This window comes from Bradyrhizobium sp. UFLA05-109, from assembly GCF_054185165.1.
Window position 1 is genome coordinate 16,043 of the sequence record NZ_JBBIAR010000047.1, and the last position, 24,331, is coordinate 40,373.

22 protein-coding genes and 1 pseudogene are annotated in these 24,331 nt (G+C 61.2%); 3 read left to right on the forward strand and 20 right to left on the reverse strand.

What is annotated here, in order from left to right; genetic code table 11:
- Positions 1-6: 6 nt before the first annotated feature.
- The 5 genes from Q3C01_RS29480 to Q3C01_RS29500 form a co-directional block, all read right to left on the reverse strand.
- Positions 7-774: an ABC transporter permease gene (locus Q3C01_RS29480; protein ID WP_458148800.1), complete on the reverse strand. Its 768-nt coding sequence runs from the start codon at positions 772-774 to the stop codon at positions 7-9.
- A complete protein-coding gene (locus tag Q3C01_RS29485; RefSeq protein ID WP_458148801.1) occupies positions 771-1,556 on the reverse strand; it encodes an ABC transporter permease in 786 nt (261 codons plus the stop codon). Before Q3C01_RS29485 ends, Q3C01_RS29480 begins: the two co-directional genes overlap by 4 nt.
- Complete coding sequence (locus Q3C01_RS29490) at positions 1,553-2,398, reverse strand: ABC transporter ATP-binding protein (RefSeq protein WP_458148802.1); 846 nt, start codon at positions 2,396-2,398, stop codon at positions 1,553-1,555. The genes Q3C01_RS29485 and Q3C01_RS29490 overlap by 4 nt, the downstream gene beginning before the upstream one ends.
- A 119-nt stretch (positions 2,399-2,517) precedes the next feature.
- Positions 2,518-4,212: a dihydroxy-acid dehydratase gene (gene ilvD / locus Q3C01_RS29495; protein WP_458148803.1), complete on the reverse strand. Its 1,695-nt coding sequence runs from the start codon at positions 4,210-4,212 to the stop codon at positions 2,518-2,520.
- Positions 4,213-4,302: 90 nt separating this feature from the next.
- Positions 4,303-5,286 (reverse strand): ABC transporter substrate-binding protein, encoded by a 984-nt coding sequence (locus tag Q3C01_RS29500; RefSeq protein WP_458148804.1) that lies wholly within the window; start codon positions 5,284-5,286, stop codon positions 4,303-4,305.
- Between the two features lie 179 nt (positions 5,287-5,465).
- Here Q3C01_RS29500 and Q3C01_RS29505 point away from each other — a divergent pair, with 179 nt between their 5' ends.
- On the forward strand, positions 5,466-6,374 hold the full coding sequence (locus tag Q3C01_RS29505) for an NAD(P)-dependent oxidoreductase (RefSeq protein ID WP_458148805.1): 909 nt from the start codon (positions 5,466-5,468) through the stop codon (positions 6,372-6,374).
- Between the two features lie 35 nt (positions 6,375-6,409).
- Here the strand turns inward: Q3C01_RS29505 and Q3C01_RS29510 are convergent, their stop codons facing one another.
- The 12 genes and pseudogenes from Q3C01_RS29510 to Q3C01_RS29565 form a co-directional block, all read right to left on the reverse strand.
- Positions 6,410-6,973, reverse strand: a complete 564-nt coding sequence (locus tag Q3C01_RS29510) for a flavin reductase family protein (RefSeq protein ID WP_458148806.1) — start codon at positions 6,971-6,973, stop codon at positions 6,410-6,412.
- Positions 6,974-6,982: 9 nt separating this feature from the next.
- Positions 6,983-8,212, reverse strand: a complete 1,230-nt coding sequence (locus Q3C01_RS29515) for an acyl-CoA dehydrogenase family protein (protein WP_458148807.1) — start codon at positions 8,210-8,212, stop codon at positions 6,983-6,985.
- Positions 8,213-8,276: 64 nt separating this feature from the next.
- Complete coding sequence (gene maiA / locus Q3C01_RS29520; RefSeq protein ID WP_458148808.1) at positions 8,277-8,933, reverse strand: maleylacetoacetate isomerase; 657 nt, start codon at positions 8,931-8,933, stop codon at positions 8,277-8,279.
- Positions 8,934-8,978: 45 nt separating this feature from the next.
- Positions 8,979-10,253 carry a CaiB/BaiF CoA transferase family protein gene (locus Q3C01_RS29525; RefSeq protein ID WP_458148809.1) on the reverse strand — a complete coding sequence of 425 codons (1,275 nt, stop codon included), beginning with the start codon at positions 10,251-10,253 and terminating at the stop codon, positions 8,979-8,981.
- A gap of 256 nt (positions 10,254-10,509) precedes the next feature.
- On the reverse strand, positions 10,510-11,013 hold the full coding sequence (locus Q3C01_RS29530; RefSeq protein ID WP_458148810.1) for a GNAT family N-acetyltransferase: 504 nt from the start codon (positions 11,011-11,013) through the stop codon (positions 10,510-10,512).
- On the reverse strand, positions 11,010-11,309 hold the full coding sequence (locus tag Q3C01_RS29535; RefSeq protein WP_458148811.1) for a hypothetical protein: 300 nt from the start codon (positions 11,307-11,309) through the stop codon (positions 11,010-11,012). The genes Q3C01_RS29530 and Q3C01_RS29535 overlap by 4 nt, the downstream gene beginning before the upstream one ends.
- Positions 11,310-11,506: 197 nt before the next feature.
- A pseudogene (locus tag Q3C01_RS29540) lies at positions 11,507-12,556 on the reverse strand (portal protein); the annotation flags it as partial.
- 60 nt (positions 12,557-12,616) lie between these two features.
- Positions 12,617-13,771 (reverse strand): lytic transglycosylase domain-containing protein, encoded by a 1,155-nt coding sequence (locus Q3C01_RS29545; RefSeq protein WP_458148812.1) that lies wholly within the window; start codon positions 13,769-13,771, stop codon positions 12,617-12,619.
- Between the two features lie 200 nt (positions 13,772-13,971).
- On the reverse strand, positions 13,972-14,445 hold the full coding sequence (locus Q3C01_RS29550; RefSeq protein ID WP_458148813.1) for an Ivy family c-type lysozyme inhibitor: 474 nt from the start codon (positions 14,443-14,445) through the stop codon (positions 13,972-13,974).
- Positions 14,446-14,663: 218 nt separating this feature from the next.
- Positions 14,664-15,239: a portal protein gene (locus Q3C01_RS29555; RefSeq protein ID WP_458148814.1), complete on the reverse strand. Its 576-nt coding sequence runs from the start codon at positions 15,237-15,239 to the stop codon at positions 14,664-14,666.
- A gap of 25 nt (positions 15,240-15,264) precedes the next feature.
- Positions 15,265-16,551, reverse strand: coding sequence for a PBSX family phage terminase large subunit (locus Q3C01_RS29560; protein ID WP_458148815.1), 1,287 nt, complete (start codon positions 16,549-16,551; stop codon positions 15,265-15,267).
- A 127-nt stretch (positions 16,552-16,678) separates the two neighbouring features.
- Positions 16,679-17,011 carry a hypothetical protein gene (locus Q3C01_RS29565; RefSeq protein WP_458148816.1) on the reverse strand — a complete coding sequence of 111 codons (333 nt, stop codon included), beginning with the start codon at positions 17,009-17,011 and terminating at the stop codon, positions 16,679-16,681.
- A 1,499-nt stretch (positions 17,012-18,510) separates the two neighbouring features.
- Here Q3C01_RS29565 and Q3C01_RS29570 point away from each other — a divergent pair.
- Entirely contained in the window at positions 18,511-19,305 is a 795-nt protein-coding gene (locus Q3C01_RS29570) for a bestrophin-like domain (RefSeq protein WP_458148817.1), read from the forward strand.
- A gap of 458 nt (positions 19,306-19,763) precedes the next feature.
- On the opposite strand, the gene Q3C01_RS29575 is transcribed toward Q3C01_RS29570, so the two are convergent.
- Both Q3C01_RS29575 and Q3C01_RS29580 read right to left on the reverse strand, forming a co-directional pair.
- Positions 19,764-21,197, reverse strand: coding sequence for a DUF1254 domain-containing protein (locus tag Q3C01_RS29575; RefSeq protein ID WP_458148818.1), 1,434 nt, complete (start codon positions 21,195-21,197; stop codon positions 19,764-19,766).
- Between the two features lie 302 nt (positions 21,198-21,499).
- On the reverse strand, positions 21,500-21,973 hold the full coding sequence (locus Q3C01_RS29580; protein WP_458148819.1) for a cupin domain-containing protein: 474 nt from the start codon (positions 21,971-21,973) through the stop codon (positions 21,500-21,502).
- A 1,219-nt stretch (positions 21,974-23,192) separates the two neighbouring features.
- Between Q3C01_RS29580 and Q3C01_RS29585 the strand changes: the two genes are divergently transcribed.
- Positions 23,193-23,486 carry a hypothetical protein gene (locus Q3C01_RS29585; RefSeq protein ID WP_458148820.1) on the forward strand — a complete coding sequence of 98 codons (294 nt, stop codon included), beginning with the start codon at positions 23,193-23,195 and terminating at the stop codon, positions 23,484-23,486.
- 213 nt (positions 23,487-23,699) lie between these two features.
- Here the strand turns inward: Q3C01_RS29585 and Q3C01_RS29590 are convergent, their stop codons facing one another.
- Positions 23,700-24,329, reverse strand: coding sequence for an imm11 family protein (locus Q3C01_RS29590; protein WP_458148821.1), 630 nt, complete (start codon positions 24,327-24,329; stop codon positions 23,700-23,702).
- Between the last annotated feature and the right edge of the window lie 2 nt (positions 24,330-24,331).

Below are 24,331 nucleotides of genomic sequence, written 5' to 3' on the forward strand. Positions count from 1 at the left end.
CTCAGATCACGCCTCGGGAAAGCCCCGCAGCAGGTACAACCGTGCGGCCTGCAACAGGGCGTTCAGGATCAATCCCAGCAGGGAGATCGTGATCAACGGCACGAACATGTCAACGGCCTGGAAAGTGCGAGCCGCAGTGATGAGCACATGGCCGAGGCCGTCGGTTGACGTGATCATCTCGGCCAGGAACACCACGATGCACGAAATGACGAGCCCGATGCGGCACCCCGTCAGGATCGACGGCATCGCAGCCGGCAACACGACCTTGAGCAATATCTCCCGCCGCGGCGTACCAGCCGCCATCGCCGACCAGATCAGCTTCTGCTCCACGGTGGAAGCACCATAATAGGTGGACAAAAGGATCGGGAACAGCGCATCCGCAGCGACCAGCGCGATCTTCGATTCATGACTGAAGCCGAGCAGAAGCAGCAGCGCAGGATAAAGCGCGACTTTCGGCAACGGCGCGAGAACTCGTACGAGCGGCCGCACGATGGCGTTGATCGCGGGACTCGCAGCCGCCACCATACCGATGCTGACGCCCAGCGCGACCGCAATCAGGAAACCAGCGAATAACCGGAACAGGGTCGCGATGATCTCCTGCTGAAAACCGGCGGTGGCAAGCTGTTGCAGCAACCGCGTAAAAACGAATCCCGGTGGAGGCAGCAAGGCGACTGGCGCCACTCCAAACGATACCAGGCCCTGCCACAATGCGATCAGCGAGGCGATCGGCAGAAGCCCGAGGAAGACGTCCGTAGAGAGCGTGCGCGACTTCATGAAAAGCTCAAGGGCATATCGAACTGCGGCTCCGACCACCGCACCAAGCGGGCCCGGACCCTCTCAAAGGCCGCATCAAGACCTATTCCCATGGCACCGACGATAATGATCATCGCGAAGACGGTGTCATACTGGCCCATGTCGAGCGCATTGAAGAGGATATTGCCGGCGCCGGACTGACGGGCGATCATCTCGCTGGTGATCATGGTGATCAGCGCCAGCACGATTCCCGTACGACAACCAGTCAGGATCTCCGGCAACGCCGCCGGGAGCACGATACGGACCAGGCGTTGTACAGATGACAGGCCCATGGCGGCCCCGGACCACAGCATCTTCTCTTCGACCGCCTTGGCGCCTTCAAAACTGTGATAAATTACCGGCAGACTGACGCCGAGAAAGATGACGAGCGTCTTGGCGATATCGCCGACACCGAGCCACAGCATGATGATCGGCATCAACGCCGCCTTTGGCACTGGATAGATCACCATCAGAAGCGGATTGAAGAAAGCCGCCACGGCCCGGCTCCGGCCCATCAGGAGCCCGAGCGGGATCGAAACGGCGACGGCCGCAGCAAAACCGATTGCCATGCGACGCAGCGACGCCAGGATATTGATCAGGGACTCCTTGTCGCCAAGAATGGCCGGAACCGCACGCATGGCTTCGAGCGCGGTTGGGAAACTGTCGTTCTTCAGGGCAAGCGCCGCAACCTGCCACACCGCGAACAGTCCGACGCAGGCGAGCACGGGAGCAACACGCCTACCGATGGTAGCGGGCAACGTCATGCGTTCACACCAACCTCGTCGCCATCATCGAACATGCGCTCGATATCGACGATGTATTTCTGATAGCGCGGATCGAGCAGCAGCTCGGTCCGCCGGCGTGGCCGTGGCAAATCGACATCAATCACCTGCCGGATACGACCGGGAGATCGCGACATCATCACGACCTTGTCTGAAAGAAACACCGCTTCGTCGACAGAGTGCGTCACGAACAGAACCGTCTTCCGGTCACGTTCCCAGATGTTGAGGAGGTCGTTCTGAAGCCGCGTACGCGTATGAGCATCGAGCGCTCCGAAGGGCTCGTCCATCAGCAACACTTCGGGATGGTAGGCGAGCGTGCGGGCAAGCGCGACGCGCTGCTTCATTCCGCCTGACAGCTCCTTGGGATAGAAATTCTCGTAACCCTTGAGGCCAACCATCTCGATCAGCGCGCGGCTCTGTGCCTCCGCCTCTGTCGCGCGGATGCCTTGCTGACGCGGCCCGTACATGACGTTGCCCAGGACGGTCTTCCATGGAAACAGCGCGAACTCCTGAAACACCGGCCCGCGATCGGGTCCGGGCGCCGTGATCGTCTTGCCCTTCACTTTCGCAGAGCCGCTGGTCGGACTGACGAAACCGCCGACAATGTAGAGAAGCGTCGACTTGCCGCAGCCGGACGGCCCGAGGATGGAGACGAAAGCGCCTTCTTCGATCGTCAGCGAGATATCCGACAGCGCAAGATGATCCTTGCGCGCCGACGTTTGAAAGATCTGCGATACGCGGTCGATTTCGATCATCGCGGTCGCAGGCCGTTGTGCCAGCGTCGGAGTCGCTACCTCACCCGATCTCGAAGGCAACACCTTCATGCCGTCTCTCGCCTCATGCGCGCGCGCCTCCGAGTAAGGACCCGTTCAATTCCCCTAACGACCGGCATCGATTGATCAAGAAACTTGCCAAGCAAATGCCGTTCTAACGCTCGAACCGTTCACTTGAACCAGGGCCATTCCGCCGGTCCCTCGTGAGTGACCGCTCCTCCTGGAGCCTGGCCAACGAGTCGCGCATATTTGGCAAGGGCTCCGGCGCGGTGGCGCGGTGGCCGCGGCTTCCAGTCGCGCCGGCGCGCTTCGAGCTCTCGTTCGTCGATCAACAGATCCAAGCGACGGCTGCTCGCGTCGATCCTAATTCTATCGCCGTCGCGCACCAGTGCCAACGGGCCTCCGACGAAGGCTTCAGGGGATACGTACCCGATACACATGCCACGTGTTGCTCCGGAAAAACGTCCGTCGGTGATGAGGGCCACCTTCTCGCCCATACCCTGGCCATAGATCAGCGCCGTAACGCCGAGCATCTCGCGCATGCCGGGGCCGCCAACCGGTCCCTCATTGCGGATCACGAGGACCTCGCCTGCCCCGTAGCTGCGGCTACGCACGGCTTCGACACAGGCCTCTTCATCTTCGAAGACACGCGCCGGCCCTTCAAAGGACAGGCTCTTCAATCCCGCAACCTTGATCACGGCACCATCCGGGCAGAGACTGCCCTTGAGCACTGCGACGCCTCCATCGCTCATAATGGGTGTGCCGGCCGAATAAATCACCTCGCCGTCCGGCGCGTTGGAACTGCCATACTCGTCGGCAATCGTTCGACCGGTGATGGTCAGGCAGCTTCCGTCAATATGTCCACTCTGGACCAGCTCCCGGATCACGACGGCCGCTCCGCCGACATCGTAAACATCCTTGGCGGTATACTTGCCGCCGGGACGCAGATTTCCAATCAGCGGGGTGCGGGCAAAAACCTCACCGACATCATCGATGGTGAAGGAAATCCCGGCCTCATTGGCTATTGCCGGCAGGTGCAAGGCCGCATTCGTCGAGCCGCCGGTGGCAGCAACAATTGCAGCGCCATTTTCCAGCGCCTTCCGTGTCACGATATCGCGCGGCAGTAGCCCGCCGCGCTCGAGCATTTCCATGACGAGCCGGCCCGCACGGCGCGAGACCTGCGCGCGTTCCGGGTAGACGCCGGGGATCATCGAGCAATTGGGGATGGTGAGGCCCATCGCCTCCGAAACCATCGCCATGGTGTTTGCGGTGAATTGCCCGGCGCACGCGCCGATGGTCGGCAGGCAGCTCCGCTCGATCTTTTCGAGCGTAGCACCATCGATCTCGCCGGTCATGAAGCCGCCGACCGCCTCGTAGGAATCGAGTACGGTCAGCGTTCGTCCTTCCAGTCGGCCTGGCAACGCACTGCCGCCGTAGATGAAGATCGACGGCACGTTGCAGCGGATCATGCCCATCATCACGCCGGGAAGCGTCTTGTCGCAGCCGCCGAAGCCGATCAATGCGTCATAGGCAAGGCCGTGAACGACGGCTTCGATGGAGTCGGCGATCAGCTCGCGCGAAAACAGGGAGAACTTCATTCCCTCGTGATTCATGCTGATGCCGTCGGACACCGAGATCGTCGTGAACTCGCGCGGTGTTCCGCCGGCTTCCTCGATGCCCGCCTTGGCTGCGTCGACCTGGAAATCATGGGTCATGTTGCAGGGCGTCTGCTCGCCCTTCATACTGACGACCCCGACCATCGGCTTGGCGAGAGCCGCGTCGTCCAGCCCCATCGCACGCATGAACGCGCGATGCGGCGCGCGGTCGAGGCCGTCAGTCGTTACCCGGGAGCGCAGCTTCTTCATGCCCGTATCATCTACATTCGACATCCCACCCAATACTGGGACGCCGCAGATCGTTCCGGCTATTCGCCAACCTGCTTATTGCCAAGCTGCTTATTGCAATGGCGCAACGATGGTCGGATGCTTGAACTGCGCAACATCCAGCTTCGGCAGCATTCCGGTTTCGGCGTAGATATCCAGCATCTTCTGGATCGCCGGGAAATTCGGTGCGGCGCCCGGATCTCGCCCGAAATCATTGTCCTTGAGCAAGTAAGTATCGAGGACCGGGATCGGCGCCTTGAGCACTTCCGACACCACTTTCAGCGTCTCTTCGCGGTTCGCCAACGCCTTCTTCATGCCCGAGGTGATGTCGCGCACATAGGCTTTCACCAGTTCCGGGTTCTTGTCGACAAAGTCGGCACGGCAGGCTTCAAGGATGTGCACGATGTTCGGCATGGCCTGCGACAGCGAAAACAGCTTCCTCGTGCCGCCCTTTGCTTCCGCGCGCGCAGCGAATGGCTGGTTCATGTTGACTGCGTCGACCCTGCCCTGCCGCAGCGCGTCTTCCGAGACCGCAAAGCCGACCTCGACGAGCTTGATGTCCTTCGCGGGATCGACACCATTCTGCTTGAGCAGCATGTTGAACGGCCCCTGCGTACCGCCTCCGATCACAGAAATACCGACCGTCTTGCCCTTGAGATCGGCGATCGTCTTGATCGGCGAGTCGTCCATGACCGCCCAATAGACCGAAAAGCCGCCCGGCTTCTCGAACACGTGCTGAGCCACGATGTAGGCCTTCAGATTGCCGCCGACCACGCCGTTGGCAAGCGACAAAGGCGCTTGCGTGGCGCAGTCGAGCGCGCCGGCGGCAAGTGCCTGTGTCATGGGCGCCGTGCCCTGAAATTGTGTCCATTCGATATTGTAGGTCTTGCCGAGGTCGGGAAATTCCGCCGGTCGCCGCATCATCCAATATTTGGATTCCTCGGCCGGAATGGTCCAGCCGACACGGATCGTCTGCTGCGCCTGCGACGAGCCTGCGCTCGCAGCGATCGCTGCCATCGTCCCAAATGCCAGGACCCACTTTGAAACCGTCCGCATCATGCCCGCTCCGCTGCTTCGGCGCCGACCGGCGCCACCCAACCCCGACCAGGAGCCAAATGTTTCATGGTTCAAACAGTCAGGCAAGCCATGCGCATCGGCGCAATTTCCCCATCGGCTCCCGTGTATGCTAGGGCGACATTCAACCAGCATTGCACCGCGACACAAGGAGGCGACCCATGGCTGAATCCACCGGCGCGAACCCGCATCCCGCCGAGAAGCTCGGCTATCTTGGCCTCGGATTGATGGGTGCCCCCATGACCCGTCGTCTCCTCGCGGCCGGTTATGATGTGGCGATCTGGAACCGCTCGGCCGCGAAGGCAGCCGCGCTCGTCGAGGCCGGAGCGAAGCCCGTGGCCAGTCCCCGCGACGTTTTGACTGGTGCCAGCATCGTTTTCATGTGCCTGACCGATGCCGCAGCGGTCGAGGACGTAATCTTCGGCTCTGAAGGACTTGCAGCGGCCCCCGGCTTAGGCAAGCTCGCCGTCGACTTCTCCTCCATCCATCCGGATGCCGCGCGCGACATTGCCGCGCGGCTCAAGGCTGCAAATGGCATGGGCTGGATTGACGCGCCGGTCTCGGGCGGCACGAAAGGAGCAGAGGAAGGCACGCTAGCGGTCATGGCGGGCGGAGATCCCGCCGATGTCGAAAGGGTGCGGCCGTACGTCCTCGCAATGGCACGCAGGCTCACACACATGGGCCCGATCGGCGCCGGCCAGACCACCAAGCTCTGTAACCAGGTGATCGTTGGCTGCGCGATGGCCGTCCTTGCCGAAGCAACGCGTCTTGCGGTGAACGCCGGGATCGACGCAGGACGGCTTCCGGAAGCCCTCGCCGGCGGCTTTGCCGATTCCATTCCCCTCCAGCTGTTCGTCCCGCGGATGGTTCAGGGCATTCACGCCCCGCCGCTCGGCCACATCGCGACCATGCTGAAGGATCTCGACACCATCGCCGACCTCGCCCACGCCACCTCGACGCCCGTGCCGATGGCCTCGCTCGCGGGACAGCTGTTCAGACTTGCAAGCGCGAGCCGCGGCGCGGACGCTGACGCACTGGAGATCTACAAGCTCTCCGCACCAAAAGTTTGAATTGGTTTGGGTGCCGCGCGCCGAACCGGTCCGTCTCACGAGGGCTTCTGGCGATCATCGTCCGCCAAAAACCGCCCGTAGCTCCCGCGCGCAAAAAGCAGCGGCTCGCTTCGATTGTAGGAGTAGGCTTCTACAGCTCCGAGAAAGATCACGTGGTCGCCGCCGTAATATCGATTGACGGACCGGCATTGAAAATTGGCGACACTTTCCGCAAGCAGCGGCGCATGCCCGAGGCCAGGACTCCAGTCGATACCGGTGAATTTGTCGTCCGAAGATTTGGCGAACTTGTTCGCGAGCGCCTGCTGCGAGGCGCCGAGCACGTTGACTGCGAAGTGGCTGGCATTTTGAAAAACGGTCAGGCTCGACGAGTAGACCACGAGACTCCACAGCACGAGCGGCGGATTGAGAGATACCGAAGCGAATGAATTGCACGTCAAGCCGTAGGGTTTGCCGTCCGGACCCGCAGCGGTAATGATGGTCACTCCCGTCGCATACATGCCGAGGGCATTGCGAAAATCGCGCGGATCGATCGGCGAGCTGTCGCTCGCCAACTCGTTAGCTGGATTTGCGGCCGGTGGCTGCTTTGGCAAATCAGTCATCGGCCGGCCTCACAGCGTCAGGTTCTCGGACGGCAGGCCGAGCGCCACGCGGCCGTAGTTCGTACCAGCCGCGTCGAAATTGAACGCGAGGTGCGAGTTGACGGCGTGAGCATCGCGGAATTGCCGCTGCAAGACGCCGCTCGTGAACAATCCCCGGGCGCCGCTCGCGGCGAACAGCATCGACACCGCCTCGGTACACAGATTGACCGAGAATGCGCCGTCACGCCTGTATCTCGTCTTGGCTGCCATATTCGGAACGTGGCCACGCCGCGCATCTTCCATGGCAACCGCACAGGCAGAGCGCATGATCAAGCGTGCGGCGTCGATCTTCGCCGAGGCATCGGCAATCTTGATCTGGGTGCTCTGGAAATCGCTCAGCTTGGCGCGGTTGTAGGTCGATATGCGGTGGCGAACGACCTCGACGTAGTCATCGAGGCACGCCTGCGCGTTTCCGAGCGCGACGCCGGACAGAACGTATGGAAACAAGGAAAATACCGGAAGCGCATAGAGCGGATCGGGATTGACCGCGCTTCCAGGTGTCGGGCCTCCGGTGAGGTTGCCGACGGCGACCGTCATGTAGTCGGGAACAAAGGCATCCCTGACTTCCACGTCGCTCGAACCGGTGCCACGCAGTCCCGCTGCGTTCCAGGTGTCGAGGATCTTGTAGTCCTTCTTGGGAAGCAAAAAGATGCGGTATTCGATGCCGTCGGCCTCATCATCGGAGTAGACCACGCTCGCAAGCATGTTCCATTCGCAGGACGCCACGCCCGACGAGAACGGCCAGCTTCCGTGCAGCCGATAGCCGCCATCCGTCTTCCGGGCACGACCGGCGGGGAAAATGAACGATGACGCGATCAGGGCATTGGCATCGTGGCTCCAGACCAAGGTCTGGGCCTTCTCTTCGAACATGCCGAGCATCCAATGGTGGCTCGCCAGATTGGCAAAATTCCAGGCCACTGAAGCATCTGCCTGTCCCAGCAGGTCGGCACAATCGATCAGCGCAACGTAGTCGAGCTCCGATCCGCCGAAGCGCTTGGGCTGAAGAATCCTGAACAGGCCCGCGTCATGCAGGTCCTGTTCGGTCTCGGGCGGAAGGCTCCGAAGCTCCTCAGTACGCGCTGCGCGCTGCCGCAATTGAGGAACGAGTGCCCTGGTGCGCGCGATCATCGCGGCATAGGCACGCTCGCCGGCCTCGGCCTCCGACTGGGCCGCACCTGACATGGGATTGCCGGTCACCATTCGTATCCCTCGTTTCCGCCACTGTTATGCGGCCGGAAGCCCGCCAAAGCAAGACGATGCCATGTCAGCGGCTAGATTCGGCCTTGTACCCGGGCTGCTCGAAAGGATGAGACGTCGCAAAGGCCGGCAGCGCGAAACAACGATCCGCGAACCTGGCCACGGTTGGAAACGGCGCCATGTCCAGCTTGAGGAAATGGGCCCCTACAACCTGCCCCGCGATGCAGATATCGGCCATCCCGGGCGTGGCGCCCAGGGCGAACGGCGCCGGCGATCGCCTGGCCAGGAGCCGCTCATAGGTCGCCAGCCCCTCGCGCGCCCAATGCTCGGCCCATCCTGTGATCGCCCCACCATCTGCCCCGAATGCCTTTGCGAGATGATTGCGCACGCGCGGCGTCACCAGCGGATGGGCGTCCGCGACCGTCACCAGAGCCAGCGAGCGCGCATATGCGCGATCGGCCGGATCCGTCGGCAACAACCTCGGCCAGGGACTGACGTCGTCGAGATATTCGATGATCGCAAGCGACTGAAACACCCGGTATCCGTCGTGCACCAAAGTTGGCACGATGCGCTCCGCGTTCACGGCCTCATAGTCGGGCGTGAACTGCTCGCCGGACATGATGTCGATGGGAATTTCCTTGAACGGAAGAGCCTTGAGCTTCAGCGCCACCCGCACGCGAAACGACGCGATCGATCGCCAGAAGCCGTAGAGTTCGATGTCCATCGTTACTCCCTTCCATTCACCGATGCTTCCGACCCGGGACGACGTTCAGGGATCGGTTACCCCCGATCGTCGGCCGGCACCGAAGGCGCCGTTCTCCGCGAGCTCGGCGAGCCGTCGCTCGTCGTAGCCAAGCGTCTCGCGCAAGACGTCCCTGGTGTGCTCACCGAGCAGCGGCGCCGCGACGGGCTCAACTGCGGGCGTGAGGTTCATGGACACCGGAGATTCGATGTTGGGCACCCAGCCCGCCGTAGGGTGCGGGATCCGGTTCAGCCGCTGACGCTCTCGCGCCTCGGGCGCATTGAAGCCTTCCTCGACGGTGCGAAGATAGCCGACCGGGATACTGGCCTGCTTCATCTTCGTCATCCAGTTCTCGAGGCGGTCGCCTGCAAACACCTCTGCAATGGCAGCGCGCAGCTTCTCCTTGTGTTCGGAACGCGCCTTCCGCGTCGAAAAGCGAGGATCGTTGATGAGCTCAGGCCGATCCAGCACCTCGACGACCAGACGCCGGTAAAGCCTGTCATTGGCGCAGGCCATATAGAGCGGCCCGTCAGACGCCTCATAAACTCCGACCGTGGGAGAACCGCTAGGCGAATTGCCAAATCGTCCTGGATTCTGGCCGTTGATCAGATAGGCCATGCCATAAAAGCCGGTCATGGCCATCGCAATGTCAAACAATGCGACCTCAACGTGCTGCCCGCGGTCCAGCTTCTCCCGGGCCAGCAGCGCAAGGAGGATAGCGTTGCCGGCGGCCATCCCTGTCGCCATGTCGACGATCGGCGGACCGGTCCGGACCGGCGGGCCATCAGGGAAACCGTTCAGCGACATGAAGCCGCTCTCGGCCTGGGTGATGGGATCAAAGCCGGGCCGCGAGGCAAACGGCCCGGTCCGTCCATAGGCTGAGATCGAGCAATAGATCAGCCGCGGGTTGATCGGCGCGACCGATTCATAATCGAGCCCGAACTTCTTCATGACGCCGCCCGAGAAATTCTCGACGACCACGTCCGCCTTGCGGATCAGCTCGCGTGCCACGTCGCGCGCGGCGGATACCGCGAGATCCAGCGCGATGCCGCGCTTGTTGCGATTGAGGCTGAGGAAGGCTGCGCTCTCGCCTCCGATCTCGGCGTGCTCATAGGCCCGTGTATCGTCGCCGCCGTCGGGATTCTCGATCTTGATGATATTCGCGCCGAAATCGCCGAGCATTTGCGTGCAGGCAGGTCCCGCAACCACGCGCGTGAAATCGATGACCAGCAGTCCGTCGAGTGCCGTAGGTCCGTTCCCGGCGCGCGGTGGGCGCTCCGGCAGTTGCGGCTGATCGAACATGCGCGCTCACTCCCTACATCGGCTTGTGGCCGCCGAATACCGACTTTAAAGCGCGCGCCACGGCACGATGCAAGTCCCCTGCCCGCTTTCGATCACCATTGAAGATCGCCAGCGCAACGAGTCGATCGAAACGCAAAGGCGGCCCGGCAGCCGTCCTGCTGCCGGGCCGCTTTCACGCAACGGATGGCGGTCCCTCGCCCCTCAAAGGCGAGACCGTGCCATGCTGTTGCGTGGTGCATTCCGCTTCACGGAAGCATCACCCACCCAGACCCGGGTTCAGCCGCTTTCGCCAGTAGAGCGTGTTCCTCCACCCCCACGGCACCTCCGGCTCATAAAGACGGTAGCCCGTCCTGATGAAGTTGTTCGCCGATATCCTGTTGTCGGTCGTGTCCGAAACGATGCTCTCCCAACCGATCCGCCGCGCCTGCACCTCAACCGCCCGCATCAGTCTGCGTTGCAGTCCGCGCCCCTGATGCTTTTGCAAGACTCCAACCCGAGAAAGATATCCGCTGTTGCGGGCATGTGTGGAAGGCACGACGCCCGCAAATGCGACGGCTTGGGCTCCGTCATAGGCGAGCCACCAGGATCCCGATCCGAAGTGTGGAACGGCTGCGGTCCCGAAGAAGGTCCATTGATGAAGATCGCGGAGGATCTCGGCGACCTCGTCGTCGTCGCCGTCAACAGCTCGAATGCGGTACACAAGCTCGCCCTCTGAAAAACAAGACGGATCTTCGGCCGCGATGCCGCTACCCTTGCTCATTTGCTCAGCACGACCTTGACGCCCAGCCAGAGCGCACCGATCAGGCCGGTCGCGATCACGGTGATGACCGCCTTGAAGGTGTAGCTCTGAGCCTGTTCCACGCTCCTTCTCCATCGGCGAAGGTGCTGGAAGTCCGCCCTCAATTCCTTGCGATCGTCATCTTCGATGCCGAGCGATGCCAGGATCGAGGCGACAGCCTTCGAGACGATTGCGTCGATACCTTCGTGCTGAAGCCTCTGCTGCTCGGCCAACGTTTCGACCACGATCGCCCTGATCTCGTCGTCCCGAATGCTCACCGCTTGATGATCCTTGCGACGTTCTCGAACCCACGCTTGGCGAAATAGAATGAGACCACGAGATTTGCCGTGACCGAGGCAAATCCTGCCAGCGCATCTGTCTGCCCAAGGCCCAGGACCTTGTCCCAGACTAGAAGTTTGCCGCCCGAACCAAGACCGACGTTGATGGTCATGTCGTCGCGGGTCTTCCAGTTGCGCGGATCGACGTCCACCCAGGCGTTGCGCAGCCGCACCGTGTCCTGTCGCCCACCATGCTTGCGAATCGTGCCGTGCAACAGCGCAAAGATATCGCGCACGCCTTCCGCCATGATGCGCGCAATCAGCTTGACCCGCATCTGGGAGGCGGAAAAAACCTGCGCGACCGCGGTGGCCGACTGGTTCTGCAATGCGTTGGCGTCGATCCCCTGCGCCTGCTTGCCGAGCCCGGTGCGAAGCTCGAGCTCGGCATCGAGATATTGCAGCATCGGATAGATCGAGGAGGTGATGTCAGGCACCACCTGCCAGTTGAGCCCGCCCGTCGTCTTGGTCCGGACCACGCCACCTGGCCGCGACACCAGGAGATCGTCCAGCGTATTGGGGCCGGCGTTCTGCTCGGCGACCTCGACGCGAGGATTGTTGTGCAGATAGAGATTGTCGAGCGCGCCGCGTTTCAGCGCAGTCTTCTCGCGCTGCAAGGGCATCACGAGGTCGGCGATCGAGCGGCCGAAGAAGCGATGCGTCACCGGCACCGGCGTCGTCGTCGCGAACGGGATCTCGTCGAACGGCGTGATGCAATCCTTGCCGTCCTTGCGCAGGATCTCGCTTTGCTCGCCACCCGTGACGACCTGGTAGAGGCACGGCCGTCCCGAGCCTTCATAGTCCATTCGCACATAATGCTCGGTGATGCGCACGAGCCGCGCCGCGGTGTTGGCGCTGGCGCCGCCGGCGGTCGCGGACAGATGCTCCTCCACCGTGTCGCGCGCCAGCGTCTCGATCTCGGTCGTGCCGGTGTGCGGCCGCAGCGCCCTGATCTGGCCGGCGTCAAAACCTTCCGCGATCAACTGTCCTTCGGTCCTGGTGACGACCTCGTGGAAGCAATAGTTGCAGTCGCGGATGCTACGCGCACCGCGCTCGATACCGAATTCCTCCGGCGGCACGCTCATCACCCGCGCCTGGGCGCGCTTGCGCGTGGTGACGATGATGACGTCATGCGTGACGGGAGACCCCATTGGCGCCGGCGGCGCCAGGGCAAGCAAGGGAATGGGCATGTTTGATTGAACTCTCAGTTCGGCATAGAGGCGCGCCGCTAGAGGCTGGCGACGCTCGAGCTAGTAAGCGTTGTTACGCATATATTCCTGGATCAAGCCGAGCAGTCCGCCTGCCGGCGAAGAATCGGGATTGGATGGATCGATCCCTGCGGCTGATCGGCCGGATAGGCCGGTCGAAGCACCTTGCCTGGGTTGAGACACATCTCTGCGCGGCGAGGACGAGGCCCATTGATCCAGCACGCGATTGCGGTCGGGCGCAAGCAGCGCCTCAAGTGGAAACCGCACGGCTGGAAGCGATCGCGTGCCGCTGGTGATCGCAGGCGATCGGCCTGCCTCAAGCGGCAAGGACGGATCGGCATCCATCCTGGCAAATCGCTGGTCGCCGGTGCCGAGGCCGTTGCCGTCACCGGTTTGGCCAAGGCCGGCGCTTCCATCTGACATCGCTGGTCCGGATACACCCCCGAGGGTATCCCAGGCGCCGAAGCGATGGGAGAGGTCCCAGGGCGCGACGCCCGGAGCCGGGAGCGAATTGTCGAGCGCCTGTTGGGCCCGTGTCGTTCCATCCATCAACGGAATCGGCGCGACGCGTGGCGCCGCTGCAAAAGGGCGGGCCCCATCCGGCGACAACACGTTGGGCGAGGTGGGTTGCGGCGGCCAACTGGTCGCACCGAATGCCGGCTCCACGGCCTGCGTCTGCGCGAGATAAGGCGTGGGTTGCCCGCCCCGAGGCGCGGGCTGAGCCTCCACGTTCGACTTTGGCGCTGCGGCGTTCGCCATCTTCTTATCGGCCCAGGCCATGACCCAACTGGCCGTCTTGCCCCGCAGAAAGGGGTTGGCCTTGATGGCGGCGTCGTCGAGGATCGATTCCACCGGCGTATTCGGATCCGCGTTCATCAATTTGATGCCACCGCCCGGGCCGGCAAAGTGCATGAGATAGGCTGAGCCCGGCGTGACGGGAAGGCCGGCCCGGCGAAGCTTCGCTTCGTTCTCCGCCGCGTACTTGGCCGTCATCTCTTTCGAGAGATCCGGGTCGGTGCGCATCGCGAGGATTTCGGCCGTCGATCTGCCGTCCATCAGCTCGGGATGGTAGCGCTTGATCATGTCGAGCCAGGTCCCATTGATGAACTGCCCCAGCCCGGTCGCGCTCGAGGTCGACGCCTTCGCTTTCGGGTCGCCTCGGCTCTCTGCCCCGGTGATCTTGTCGGAAATATCCATTTATCCTCCGCAAACGAAAACGGCGGTCCGCGAGGACCGCCGCTCAACTCCAAACTTGGCGTGTGTGTTCAGTGCGCCGTCGGCGCGAGCGCGCAGGCGTCCGGCGCGCGTAGCGCCGCGATCCATGTCAACATGTAGCAAGCATTGGGCAGCGGCGGGGCGATCAATCCAGAGGGAGGCACGCCGAAGGTCGCTAATCTCTACGGCTTCGTTGCATTACTTCCACGACGGTCCCCCCACTTGGCATCATGGGCCTCGAGCGCCCCTCGCATCGCCTGTAGCTGCGCGTCGCTCGGTGCGCCGAGGTAGGACATGGCCCCTTCCTGGACGAGCACACCCCATGCCTGGGTGCCGTTCGGCGCAAACATGACGGCCAGATTGGTGTCGGTGCAACTATATTCCATCGTGCAGACGGTAAACATCTCATAGGTGATCCCGGAAATGACCGCAGGCGTGGCGGATCCACCTGTATAAGAGCCCTTCCTCTTGAGAACTTCCCGGGTCCAGCTCGGCAGCTTGCCGGCGTGATCGAGCAGGCTCGTCAAGGCCTGCGCGTAGGCTGGCTTCTTGATCACATCGAACAGGTAAGTATCGATCGCCATCGCAGGCGCGCACACGACGCACGTCGTCACCAGTGCCGTCGTTACCACGATCCAACGAAGCTGCCGTCGCATGCCTTACCCCCTCAAGTGAATCCGCTCAAATGGCTTGGAGCATCGCACTACCATAGGTCGAGCCTTCCGCGATAGCCCATTTGCCTGCGCGCGGTACCAGAGGTCGCGATAAGCCGAGCCGGCAGCCGCCGTTGCGCACATCGCCCTGGATGAGACCACCAGTCTGCCGGGCTACGACGACGCTCACGTATGCGGCCCGATATCGCAAAGGCACTCCTTCAGCTCGTCGCTTCAGTTTGCTCGCCCGAAGCAATGGCACCATGAACCGAGTGCGCGACGATCTTCATCGCGCCGTTCGATTCCGCGACCTCCTGCGCAAGCAGCGCGAACTGGTCGTCGGTGAGATCGTAATAGGTCTCGCGACTCTCCTCCTCCCGCTCCTCCCACCAAACCTTGACGACGCCAACCTTGGACAAGAGCGCGTCCTTGACGAAGGAATACAGGATCATGAAGCCGGGGTTCTGCTGCATGAAGACGTGGTTGACGTAATCCGTCTCCTGCTGCGCGGCCGCCTCGTCCTCGGGTCCCACCGGCTCGAAGCGCACGACCTCATCGGCGCCGGCGAAGATATCCATCAACGACGGCATCAGGCCTTCGATCGTGTCGGCGACGTCGGTCGACACCGCGCGCGAGCGGCCCTCCTGCGCCGGCATGTCCTTGCGCATGTCGCCGAGATAGTAATCCATGGCATCGGCCCGCTCCTCGGCGAGCCGCGCCGTCGACATCGCGGCGAGCGCATTGGCCTTTTCGGAGGCAAGCATGGCCTTCACTTCGGAGATTGACATCTTTGGCATCACAAAACTTTCTCGTTGAACGACGTCAGACCCATCCCTGCTCGGGATAGCGGATCGGCCGGTTGAATGCGGCCGCCCTGCCCGGCTGCTCGTAGCAGATCGCCATCAGGCCGAGCGCGTCGGCGGCATGGCTCGACCAGTCGTGCTCGGGGCCGAGCCCGATGTTGCGCGTCTCGTCCTTGCGCTCGTGATAGAAGCCGAGCGCCTCGCGGCCAGGTTCTGTCGTCTCCGCATTGAACCAGAGCTGCGGCGAAAGGCGCCGCAGCGCTTCGATCCGCATCATCGCGGCGCCCGGCCCCTGGTTCTTCACCGGCGGCTCCACGGTAAAACCTGCCTCGCGAAGATGATCCTCGTAGCGCTTGCCGGTGATGTTGCTGGTGGCGACGCCGTCATGCGGCAGATAGAGGATGGCATTGTCATAGCCACGCGAGCGCAGCCAGTTGACGTGGAACGCCAGCACCTGGCCGACGCTCTCATAATAATCGAGCACGCGTATCTCACCTCCGGCCCACTGGACAACCCACATCGTGAAGGCATCCGCCGCAGCGCCCGCGCCGCCGATATCGATGAAGGCGCGCAGCGGCAGCAGAGGATCCGCGGCAACCTTCCCGATCCGCCCCTGCGCGCGCGCCTCGGACAGCAGCGTGGCGAAATAGGCGCCCTCGAAGGCGCGTGCATACTCGCCCTCCCAGATATGATCGTAGCGCTCCGGATAGAGCTTCTGGTCGAGCAAGCGCTCCTCCCTGAGCACGTCCGGAAACCAGGGATTGTCGCGCCAGTTTGCCTTTACGACGACCGCGCCTTCGGGCTTGCGGGTGCGCAGAAAATCATCGATCGCATCGCTCTTGCGCCGGGGATTCCAGCTCGCCCACAGCTCGGAATCTTTCGCGCGGATGGTCGGCCGCAGCAGCGCCAGGCTGCGCGCGCTCAAGCTTTGCGCCTCGTCGATCCAGGCAATGCGAAATCCTTCCAGGGATTTGATGGTTTCGGCCGTGTGATCCTGCAGCCCGCGGAAGATGATGAGCCCATCGCCGGGCGTCTTGATCTTGTCGCTAAAGACCTTGAAGCCGTGACCGAGCCCGAGGCTCGCGATCTTGCCCTCGATCAGCCGCTTCGAAGATTGCGCCAGCGTCCGCTGCGCCTCGCGAATGCAAACGGCAAGCGTGCCGCGCTCGGACTGGCAGGTCTCGACCAGCAGCTCGCCGAAGAAATGCGATTTACCGGAGCCCCGGCCGCCGTAAAGGCCCTTGTAGCGCGCGGGCTTCAGCAGCGGCTCGAAGATCTTGGCTGTCGGGATTCTCAGGATGGACACGACAGGACCGTCACCCTCTGGATCATCAAAAACGGACATTTCACTGGCGACCGCCAGAAGCCGTCCTATTGCAGCGACCAGGTGCAGCGCACCTAAGCCAGGCAGGGCCGTCAAGCAGGGACGCAGCTCAATCGCTGGGGTCTCCACTGGCCGATATCACCGGATGCACGATGATGCGCTCGATCCGGTGGATCAGCTGCAACACCCCGTCTTCGACGTCCTCGCCTCCGTGCGCGACCTTGCCCCAGCCGCGATCCAGGATCGCGTTTGCGGCGGAGACGCGCGCGGCCGGTGTTGCATCCTCGCTGCGCATGACGCCGACAAGGACGTTAATGGCGGCTCTGGTGTGGCTGCGCGCCACGGACCGAATTTCAGTCAGGGTTCTCGCCCTGGAAGTCCTCTTGGCGACAAGCGGGCGGACTGCGTCGCTCTCGTGCTCGCACGCCAAATCCTCATTCATGAAACTGTCTCCCACAAGACGATCGAAAGCAGGCCCGCAAGCGCGAGCGAGATCAGATAGGCTGTCATTGGCGGCTCCCAAAAAAGCAAAAGCGCGGCAGATCGCGAAACGAAGCGCGATTCATTTCGGGCGCGAACCCTATCCCCACCCGGGGGCCGCGGCGGCGCAAGCAACTGGCTCGCGCCGCGGGCCGGCACGTTCGCGCGTGCACGGCCAATCATGGTTCGGACGACGGCGCGCTGATCGGCGCTCAATGAACGCGCTTCAACGAGGGCGAGGCCGCGAAGCGCAGCCGCCGTCCGATCTCGGTATAGGAATGAAAAAACCCGCGGCGGATTTCTCCGCGCGGGTTGATGCGAACTCTTTCGATGATGCCACTTTAGAGGTGTTTTGCCCGACGCGTCAAGCTTTTTCGGATTTTCCTATCTTCCCGAATGTCCACTCTATGTTTCCAAGCCGACATTCCTGCAACACGTCAGTTTGTCTCTTGAGGGCCACAAGGCGACACGGTCATCAAGATGCGACCTGTTTGGATCAGGGTTTTGGCCTATATCGCGGCGGCGGTTCCGGCGTGACGCATGTACCGACTGACGACACTCGGCAAGGCACATCATAGTGGAGTCTGTCCCCGCCGGGGGCCTTCCCATCGTTGGCCCGTTCCTTGGGTGTTGCGGGATCAACCACGGCATTCGCCTTAGGGGCCGTGCTTGTGGGAAGCTGTTGCGCGACAGCCAGAGACGACAAGGTAATCAGCGCGGTCGCCGTGAGCAACGCGGTCCTCATGGCTCGTTTCCTCCGTGGTGCACTCAGACCTTTAGGACACTAGTTACCACAAATTAAGGCACGAGGCTCGGAATGCGACAGCGTCGCTGCATTCAGAAACGATCATCCTAAAGAAGCGTGGACGACAGCCGAAGTCGGCTTAGGGTCAAGAGCGGCCGTCTCGGCTGAGCCGCATGTTGGCCGCTCTCGTATTGAAAGCGGACTCGGCCCTAAATTGCCAGCCATGAGCCCAGCGCCGCATGGTTGGTATCGCGACAAAAAAACGCGGCGGATTTCTCCGCGCGGGTTAATGCGAACTCTTTCGATGATGCCACTTTAGAGGTGATTTGCCCGACGCGTCAAGCGTTTTCGGATTTTCCTATCTAACCGAATGTCCACTCTACGTTTCCAAACCGACATTTCCTGAAGTATGTCAGTTTTTCTCTTTAGGGCCAGAACCGGACTCATGCCGCACCAATTGGATCTCCAACGGCGAGACACGCGCGACTCATGCCGACAGACACGAAGCGTACCGGCTCCGTTCTTGTCGCATTGCGCCGGCGCCGTCGGGACTCCAATGGAACCCGATCAATACCGCCTTACGCTAACGGTCAGATTAAGAATGCGTTTGCGCCAGATGCATGTATCATTCGGTTACGCGTGACCCGCGCTGCAGCTTCTCGCAAACGGACTACACGCGATCAAAGCCGAAGCCAGCGCAACCGATGGGGCAACAGATGAGCGACTGGTTGCACAATCTGCCCATACCATGGATGGCGCTGGTCATCTTCGGGGGCGTCTATCTGGTAGCCTTGGTGATCTACATTGGCGTGTTGGCGGCCGCGACGCACAAGCGAATAAGATCTTTCAAAGCGATTTCAGCGGGCATGCTATCGCCGCTCGGCGTTGTCTTTGGTCTGTTCGTCGTGTTTACGGCCGCGCAGGTCTGGAGGGACAATGACCGCGCCAGCACCGAGGTCAGCCGCGAGGCCTCCGCGCTTCGATCCGTCCTCATTCTGGGCGCAAGCTTCCCGGGCGAGCCGGAGAACAAATTGCGCAGCCTGGTGAGCGAATATGTCCAGCGAGCCGCGACCGTGGAATGGCCCATGATGGCTCAGGGAGCCGAAACCGCTTCGCTGAACGTACCCTCGCCGGCACTCGTCCAGGCGCTGCAACTCGTTCTCTCGCTGACGACGGCCGGTTCGGGCCAGGAGATTGCTCAGCGCGAGATCGTAAGCTCCCTCGAGACGGCGCTTGACGCGCGCCGGCATCGCATCCTCGTCAGCCGCGACCAGGTGAACATAGTGAAGTGGTCGTGCCTGCTGCTGCAAGCGGTCATCGCTCTGGTTACAATTGCCTTCGTCCACTGCGACGATCCCCTGGCAGGTCTGGTTTCACTCGCGCTGTTTGCGACGAGCATAGCGGCTTCCATCCTCCTTATCGCCGCCTACGACCGCCCATTTGTCGGAGAAATATCGGTCTCGCCGCAACCGCTCTTGCATGTCCTTTCAGTCTCGCCGAGCAGCGGGTGAGCGGCACGACGATAAATGCATCCAACTGCCTCAATAGCCGGATCTTCCCAAGGTCGCCTTCGGGTCAAAAGCTGCAGTCTCGGCTTAGCCGCAGGTTGGTCTGCCCTCCCATTAGAAGCGGACGTTCGGCTACAGACCGTTTAGTAACGGGACAGCATCGCCTCACAGCTTGTATCGAAACAAAAAACCCGCGGCGGATTTCTCCGCCCGGGTCGATGCGAACTCTTTCGACGATGCCACTTTAGAGGTGATTTGCCCGACGCGTCAAGTCTTTTTCGGATTTTCCTATCTCGGCCGAATGTCCGCTCTACGTTTCCAAACCGACATTCCCAGAGGTGTGAACAGCCTGTCTCTTAAGGGCCAGGAGGAGACATTGGGGCTCCGTGCCCGGCACCTCCTCTCACCGTTGCGCCCGCGCCACCGGCTCATTTATGGTCGCCGCCTATGTCGTCCGGCGCTCACGAGCTTGCCTTCTTCACCTCAGGGATCGTCCAAGTTCCATCAAGGATCGATGGACCGCTTTCGTTGGGCCAGTACATCCGCAGCATGAGGATGAATTTGCCAGCTGGTGCGGGCAACCAATTTGATTCCTTGTCCGCGCCCGGCGAGTCCTTCTGGACATAAATGTCAATCGACCCGTCTGGATTCGATTTCAAATTCTGACGTGGGCTGATCGAATAGCGATTGATCGGATTTGCGACGAAGAAATATTGGGCGTCGTACATCGTGATCGACCAGAAGCCCTCGACCGGCGGGGTTTGTCCCTTATCGAAACGGACCACGTATTTGTTGGCTCCATCATACGCGTCGTCGTGGGCATCCTTGAGCGAGGTCGGATAAACCGCATCCTGCGGCCGGTTGGCGCCCAGTCCGATCGCGGTAACGAGCGCCCTCATCAGGTAGTCCGTGCCATAAAGGCCGGTCTTGGTGGTGAAATTCCAGCCACTGATGTGCTGCACATCCTTGTTGAGCTTGAACTGAAGCATGATGCGGTCGAAGGCAATCTCCGGAATTCGCTTGGCGAAGTCCGCATTGAGCTTGCTCGCATCAAAATCCTTACCGGGCACAAGCCCGATCTTGGCGAACCTGGCGAGCGCGGGCGCATCGGCGACGGCGGGAGGATTGGACTTCATGAGCTGCGCGAGCAGCGTGAAGTAGGCCACCGCATCCATCCGGTTCACCTGCTCGCGCACGGCCATTTTCGTGTCAATCGATGGATCGACCTTGCCTTCCGGCGGCGTATAGGGCTTTCCATACGCGCTGAGCGGCACCAGCTTGCACTGGTCCTGCAGTTCATGGACGGCCTGGTAATCTTCTGGAGTGCCGGTGCAGTAGATGCGGCCGAGCAGCCAAACGATGTTGGTCGGAGATTTGTACTCCCGCACGCCCTGCGGCAGCGTTCCCGTCCAGCCTGGACCGGTGATGGCATAGGTCTGCGCGTCCGTTCCGGTCGTGCGTTTGCCCGGCACTTGAAACACATTTGTCCACCCGTCGAGCATCGGGAACAGATAGTATCGTCCCTTCATGTCGGGGATGCTCAGCACCCACGGCTCCTTGTCGACCTCGAAGAACGCCGTGGTATACAGCGTATCGGCATTGGGCGCGGTTACGTCGCGATAGGAGGCATTTGGATATTCACGCAGTCTGATCAACTGCCCCATCGGCGCATGTGTGCCCTCGGGCTTGGCAACATTGGTGATGACCCTACGGGTCATTTCCATGGTGACGAGTGGATAGCCATAGATGTAGGCGTCGGTCGCCAGCCAAAAGTCTTCGAGACCCTCACCAATACCGGCATTGTCGCCCCAGTCCGCACGGGCCAGAGTTGTCATCGAAGCGCTGGCAAGGAGACTTAAACCTCCAAAAGTTGCGAAGCGACGCGTGATGAACATGGCTGCTCTCCAAAATCGCGCTGTTAAATCTTGCTCTCCACCAATTGCTCCGCTCGTTGAAAAGTGCGGTCCTTTTCGGCGATCGGTGTGTGGGTGCTAGCCTAACCACAAATTGTGTCACGCACTATACACCTTAATATCCACATGACTCTGACGTCCGGTTTGGGTCAAAAAGGCGAGAAACTCTGTGTGAGCGAATCTAGTCGGCTCGGCGCCCGAAAGCGGACGCCGGCGGGACGTGTCAGATTTGCGGCGATGGATCAGGAGCGAAATTTCAGGCTGAGGCGTGCGCCACCGCTAACCTACTTCTTCGCTTGTTCAATCTTGACGGTGCTGCTCGGACCGATGCTCGTCGCTTGAAGAACCACCTCGCCGTCCTTTGCCGTCGCGTAATGGGAGATTTTCGCTGGTTCAATCAAGAGCGAGCCGGGTGGGTAGGCCTTGAATTTACTTTCATCCCACTGATCACCGTTCGCGTAATACAAGGTGCCGGACAGAACGATGGCCGTTCGAGTCTCACCATGCCAATGCGGCATGATCTTGAAGCCAGCTGGGATTCTCACCCGTTCCGAAAATACTCCCGCCTTTTTCGGGTCGCCGTACAGGGTGGCGATTCCCACCGCTCCGGCGGGTCCCTCGAAATGAATGTCCTGAGGAAGCGTTGCGACAACCGCATCCTGGGCAAAAGCCGGCGTCGATCCACCAAGCGCGAGAAACGCCGCAGTCGCAAGGCCAATCAATGAAGGTGCCAGCCTTGTGGAGATTGCGTACGTCATCTCTCGATCCTTCCTGGGTCGGCGGTTGGAGCCGGAGGGCACCGGTCTCAGACCCACGCGCGCGGGCGCTAAACTACAGCATGGGCCTGGCGCAAGATAGGGTCGCCTAATCCTGTGGAAAGCCTGCGCGAGCCCGCTATGGGTCAAAAGCGGCCGTCGCGGCTTAGCCGCATGTTGGTCCGCTCTCGTATTGAAAGCCCTCGGCCCCAAATCACCAGCCAAAAGGAGCCCAGCGCCGCATGGTTGGTATCACCACAAAAAACCCGCGGCCGATTTCTCCGCGCGGGTTGATGTGAACTCTCTCGATGATGCCATTCTGCGGGGTGATTTGCCCGACGTGTCAACGATCAGTTCAACTGACGCAGACGGCAGACGCCGTCGTTCGTGTGCGCAGCGTGGTATTCAATCCATTCGGTCCTGCCGCATAAGCGGCCGTATCCAGCGCGAGAACCATTCCTCGACATCATTCTGCGCGCCGCGAGGATCCTCCAATCCCCAAATCGGCGGCGGGATGGAATAGGCTGGATCATCCGCGAAGGCGCCAACTGGCCTGCTTGCTTGCGGCGACTGTCGGTCGCCTGGCGACAAGCTCCAACCGCCAAAACGATCGTTGAACTCCGAAGAAGGCAAGTAAGGGATGGGCGGTGCGTTCCCAGCGCAGCCAACCTCGCCCACAGCGGCAACGTCGGCCATAGCGCAGGAACGGAGAGTGCCACCATCCCAGCACCTGCCGCGGCCGTCCCAGCGAGAGCCGCTCGACCAACGGCCGTGGACGTGGCGGAGGGAGCGGGCCCGAAGACCGGCGATCCATCTGAAAACGTCAGAGGCCGCCCGGTCTCCTGATTAAATTGCAGGATCTGCGGACTTTGTGGCGTGGCGACGCTCGGAGGCAACGGCCCAAGGCCTTGCAGGGCGGGATTGGATACTGGAAATCCGGGCAATCCGTAGGTCGGCGCTGGATCGTGCTGCGTAAATCCTTCTGCTTGATCTACACCGTCAAGCGAAGGCGAACTGAAGCCCGGCAGCGGCGCGAAGTGCTCAGCGTTAAGCGGTACCGATCCGGGAGTGGGATAAAGGTATGCATTGGGATCGGCGGTGCTAAACTTAGAATACCAAGGCGTTCCACCCAGGTTCTTATTTCCCTCAGTTACATTGACTCCGGGATTCTTTGTAATTGCAGCAACCTCTCCCTTACGGCATTGCCAAGGATAGCGGACCATTGGATCAGATGATCCTGTCCGGCAGCGGCTGCCTTCCGTTCGAGATCTCTGATCGCCTGAAGCTGATCTGGCCGTTCTGCGAGATAGCGTTTGTGGTCGGCGAAGACTTTCTTTATTCCGTTGTCAACGTCCTCCCGCGTCTTGCCTGCACCGACGTTCGTGTGGAGATCGCCATTGGCGAATCCGACCCTCATGGCGTCGATCAGGTTCTTGATCTCTGCGGCGCGGGCGCTCGGGTCCTCTGTCTCCTTGATCTTTTCGAGAGCCTCCCTAACAGCTCTAGTATAGGTTGATACGTGCCTGCTGGGATGCCGCGATAGATCCATATTCGCTGCAAGCTCACTATCCGCTGGCAAAATAGATTCGATTGCCAGGAGAATCTATATCGAACATCTCGGAGTCGATGTCGCGAAACACGTCATGGTCAGCCAACTGTTGCGGGATAATGTGATGATCAAAAGGATCGACATATGTTGTTTCCAAAACCTACGTCTCGCTGAGTCAATTCAAAGCTTCGAGGCGTCTTCAAACCATATTCTTTTTAGACCCGCCGACTTGCAGGCATCCTTCATCACCTGGTCGCATATGACGGTCGATCCGCGATAGGCCATTCGGAAGGCATGCGCGTCGCCGACCACGTCTTCCCTGAAGACTAGTTCAGCGCCACCCGAAAAATTGTAGAACTTCTCGCCGAAGCGGCGATAGCGGACGTCATCAAGCATTTCGATCTTCAAACGCGACGTTGCTTCATCCAGCGCATCGAGAACACGAAGGACGTCACAAAACCAGTACCGGGGCCCCTCGTAAACACCGTTGGGGATTCGCACATCGCACAACGCGAAGGAGAATCCTTTCGGATCGACGGCTTCCAGCACCGCCTTGGTCCTGTCGGAGACCAGCCAAAATCCATAATAACTCTCCAGATCGCGCGGCAAGTCACCTGCCCTTTTGTCAAACACAAAGCGGGGCGGCTTATCAAAAGGGGGCAGATGATAATGGCCCCGCGGAAGGATGTTGTTGTCCTCCAACCGGAAGCCCGGCTTGCCGCCAACCCGGTAATCGGGACCAATCACGTAGAATTTGCGCTTGCGCGCTCTGGGACGCCTCGGAATCGAATTTGGCTGTTTGTCGCTCATCT

Excerpts from the sequence above, each read along its gene's own strand:
- Q3C01_RS29480 (WP_458148800.1), bottom strand. The coding sequence starts at position 774 with ATGAAGTCGCGCACGCTCTCTACGGACGTCTTCCTCGGGCTTCTGCCG.
- Q3C01_RS29485 (WP_458148801.1), bottom strand. The coding sequence starts at position 1,556 with ATGACGTTGCCCGCTACCATCGGTAGGCGTGTTGCTCCCGTGCTCGCC.
- Q3C01_RS29490 (WP_458148802.1), bottom strand. The coding sequence starts at position 2,398 with ATGAAGGTGTTGCCTTCGAGATCGGGTGAGGTAGCGACTCCGACGCTG.
- ilvD (WP_458148803.1), bottom strand. The coding sequence starts at position 4,212 with ATGAAGAAGCTGCGCTCCCGGGTAACGACTGACGGCCTCGACCGCGCG.
- Q3C01_RS29500 (WP_458148804.1), bottom strand. The coding sequence starts at position 5,286 with ATGCGGACGGTTTCAAAGTGGGTCCTGGCATTTGGGACGATGGCAGCG.
- Q3C01_RS29505 (WP_458148805.1), top strand. The coding sequence starts at position 5,466 with ATGGCTGAATCCACCGGCGCGAACCCGCATCCCGCCGAGAAGCTCGGC.
- Q3C01_RS29510 (WP_458148806.1), bottom strand. The coding sequence starts at position 6,973 with ATGACTGATTTGCCAAAGCAGCCACCGGCCGCAAATCCAGCTAACGAG.
- Q3C01_RS29515 (WP_458148807.1), bottom strand. The coding sequence starts at position 8,212 with ATGGTGACCGGCAATCCCATGTCAGGTGCGGCCCAGTCGGAGGCCGAG.
- maiA (WP_458148808.1), bottom strand. The coding sequence starts at position 8,933 with ATGGACATCGAACTCTACGGCTTCTGGCGATCGATCGCGTCGTTTCGC.
- Q3C01_RS29525 (WP_458148809.1), bottom strand. The coding sequence starts at position 10,253 with ATGTTCGATCAGCCGCAACTGCCGGAGCGCCCACCGCGCGCCGGGAAC.
- Q3C01_RS29530 (WP_458148810.1), bottom strand. The coding sequence starts at position 11,013 with ATGAGCAAGGGTAGCGGCATCGCGGCCGAAGATCCGTCTTGTTTTTCA.
- Q3C01_RS29545 (WP_458148812.1), bottom strand. The coding sequence starts at position 13,771 with ATGGATATTTCCGACAAGATCACCGGGGCAGAGAGCCGAGGCGACCCG.
- Q3C01_RS29550 (WP_458148813.1), bottom strand. The coding sequence starts at position 14,445 with ATGCGACGGCAGCTTCGTTGGATCGTGGTAACGACGGCACTGGTGACG.
- Q3C01_RS29555 (WP_458148814.1), bottom strand. The coding sequence starts at position 15,239 with ATGCCAAAGATGTCAATCTCCGAAGTGAAGGCCATGCTTGCCTCCGAA.
- Q3C01_RS29565 (WP_458148816.1), bottom strand. The coding sequence starts at position 17,011 with ATGAATGAGGATTTGGCGTGCGAGCACGAGAGCGACGCAGTCCGCCCG.
- Q3C01_RS29570 (WP_458148817.1), top strand. The coding sequence starts at position 18,511 with ATGAGCGACTGGTTGCACAATCTGCCCATACCATGGATGGCGCTGGTC.
- Q3C01_RS29575 (WP_458148818.1), bottom strand. The coding sequence starts at position 21,197 with ATGTTCATCACGCGTCGCTTCGCAACTTTTGGAGGTTTAAGTCTCCTT.
- Q3C01_RS29580 (WP_458148819.1), bottom strand. The coding sequence starts at position 21,973 with ATGACGTACGCAATCTCCACAAGGCTGGCACCTTCATTGATTGGCCTT.
- Q3C01_RS29590 (WP_458148821.1), bottom strand. The coding sequence starts at position 24,329 with ATGAGCGACAAACAGCCAAATTCGATTCCGAGGCGTCCCAGAGCGCGC.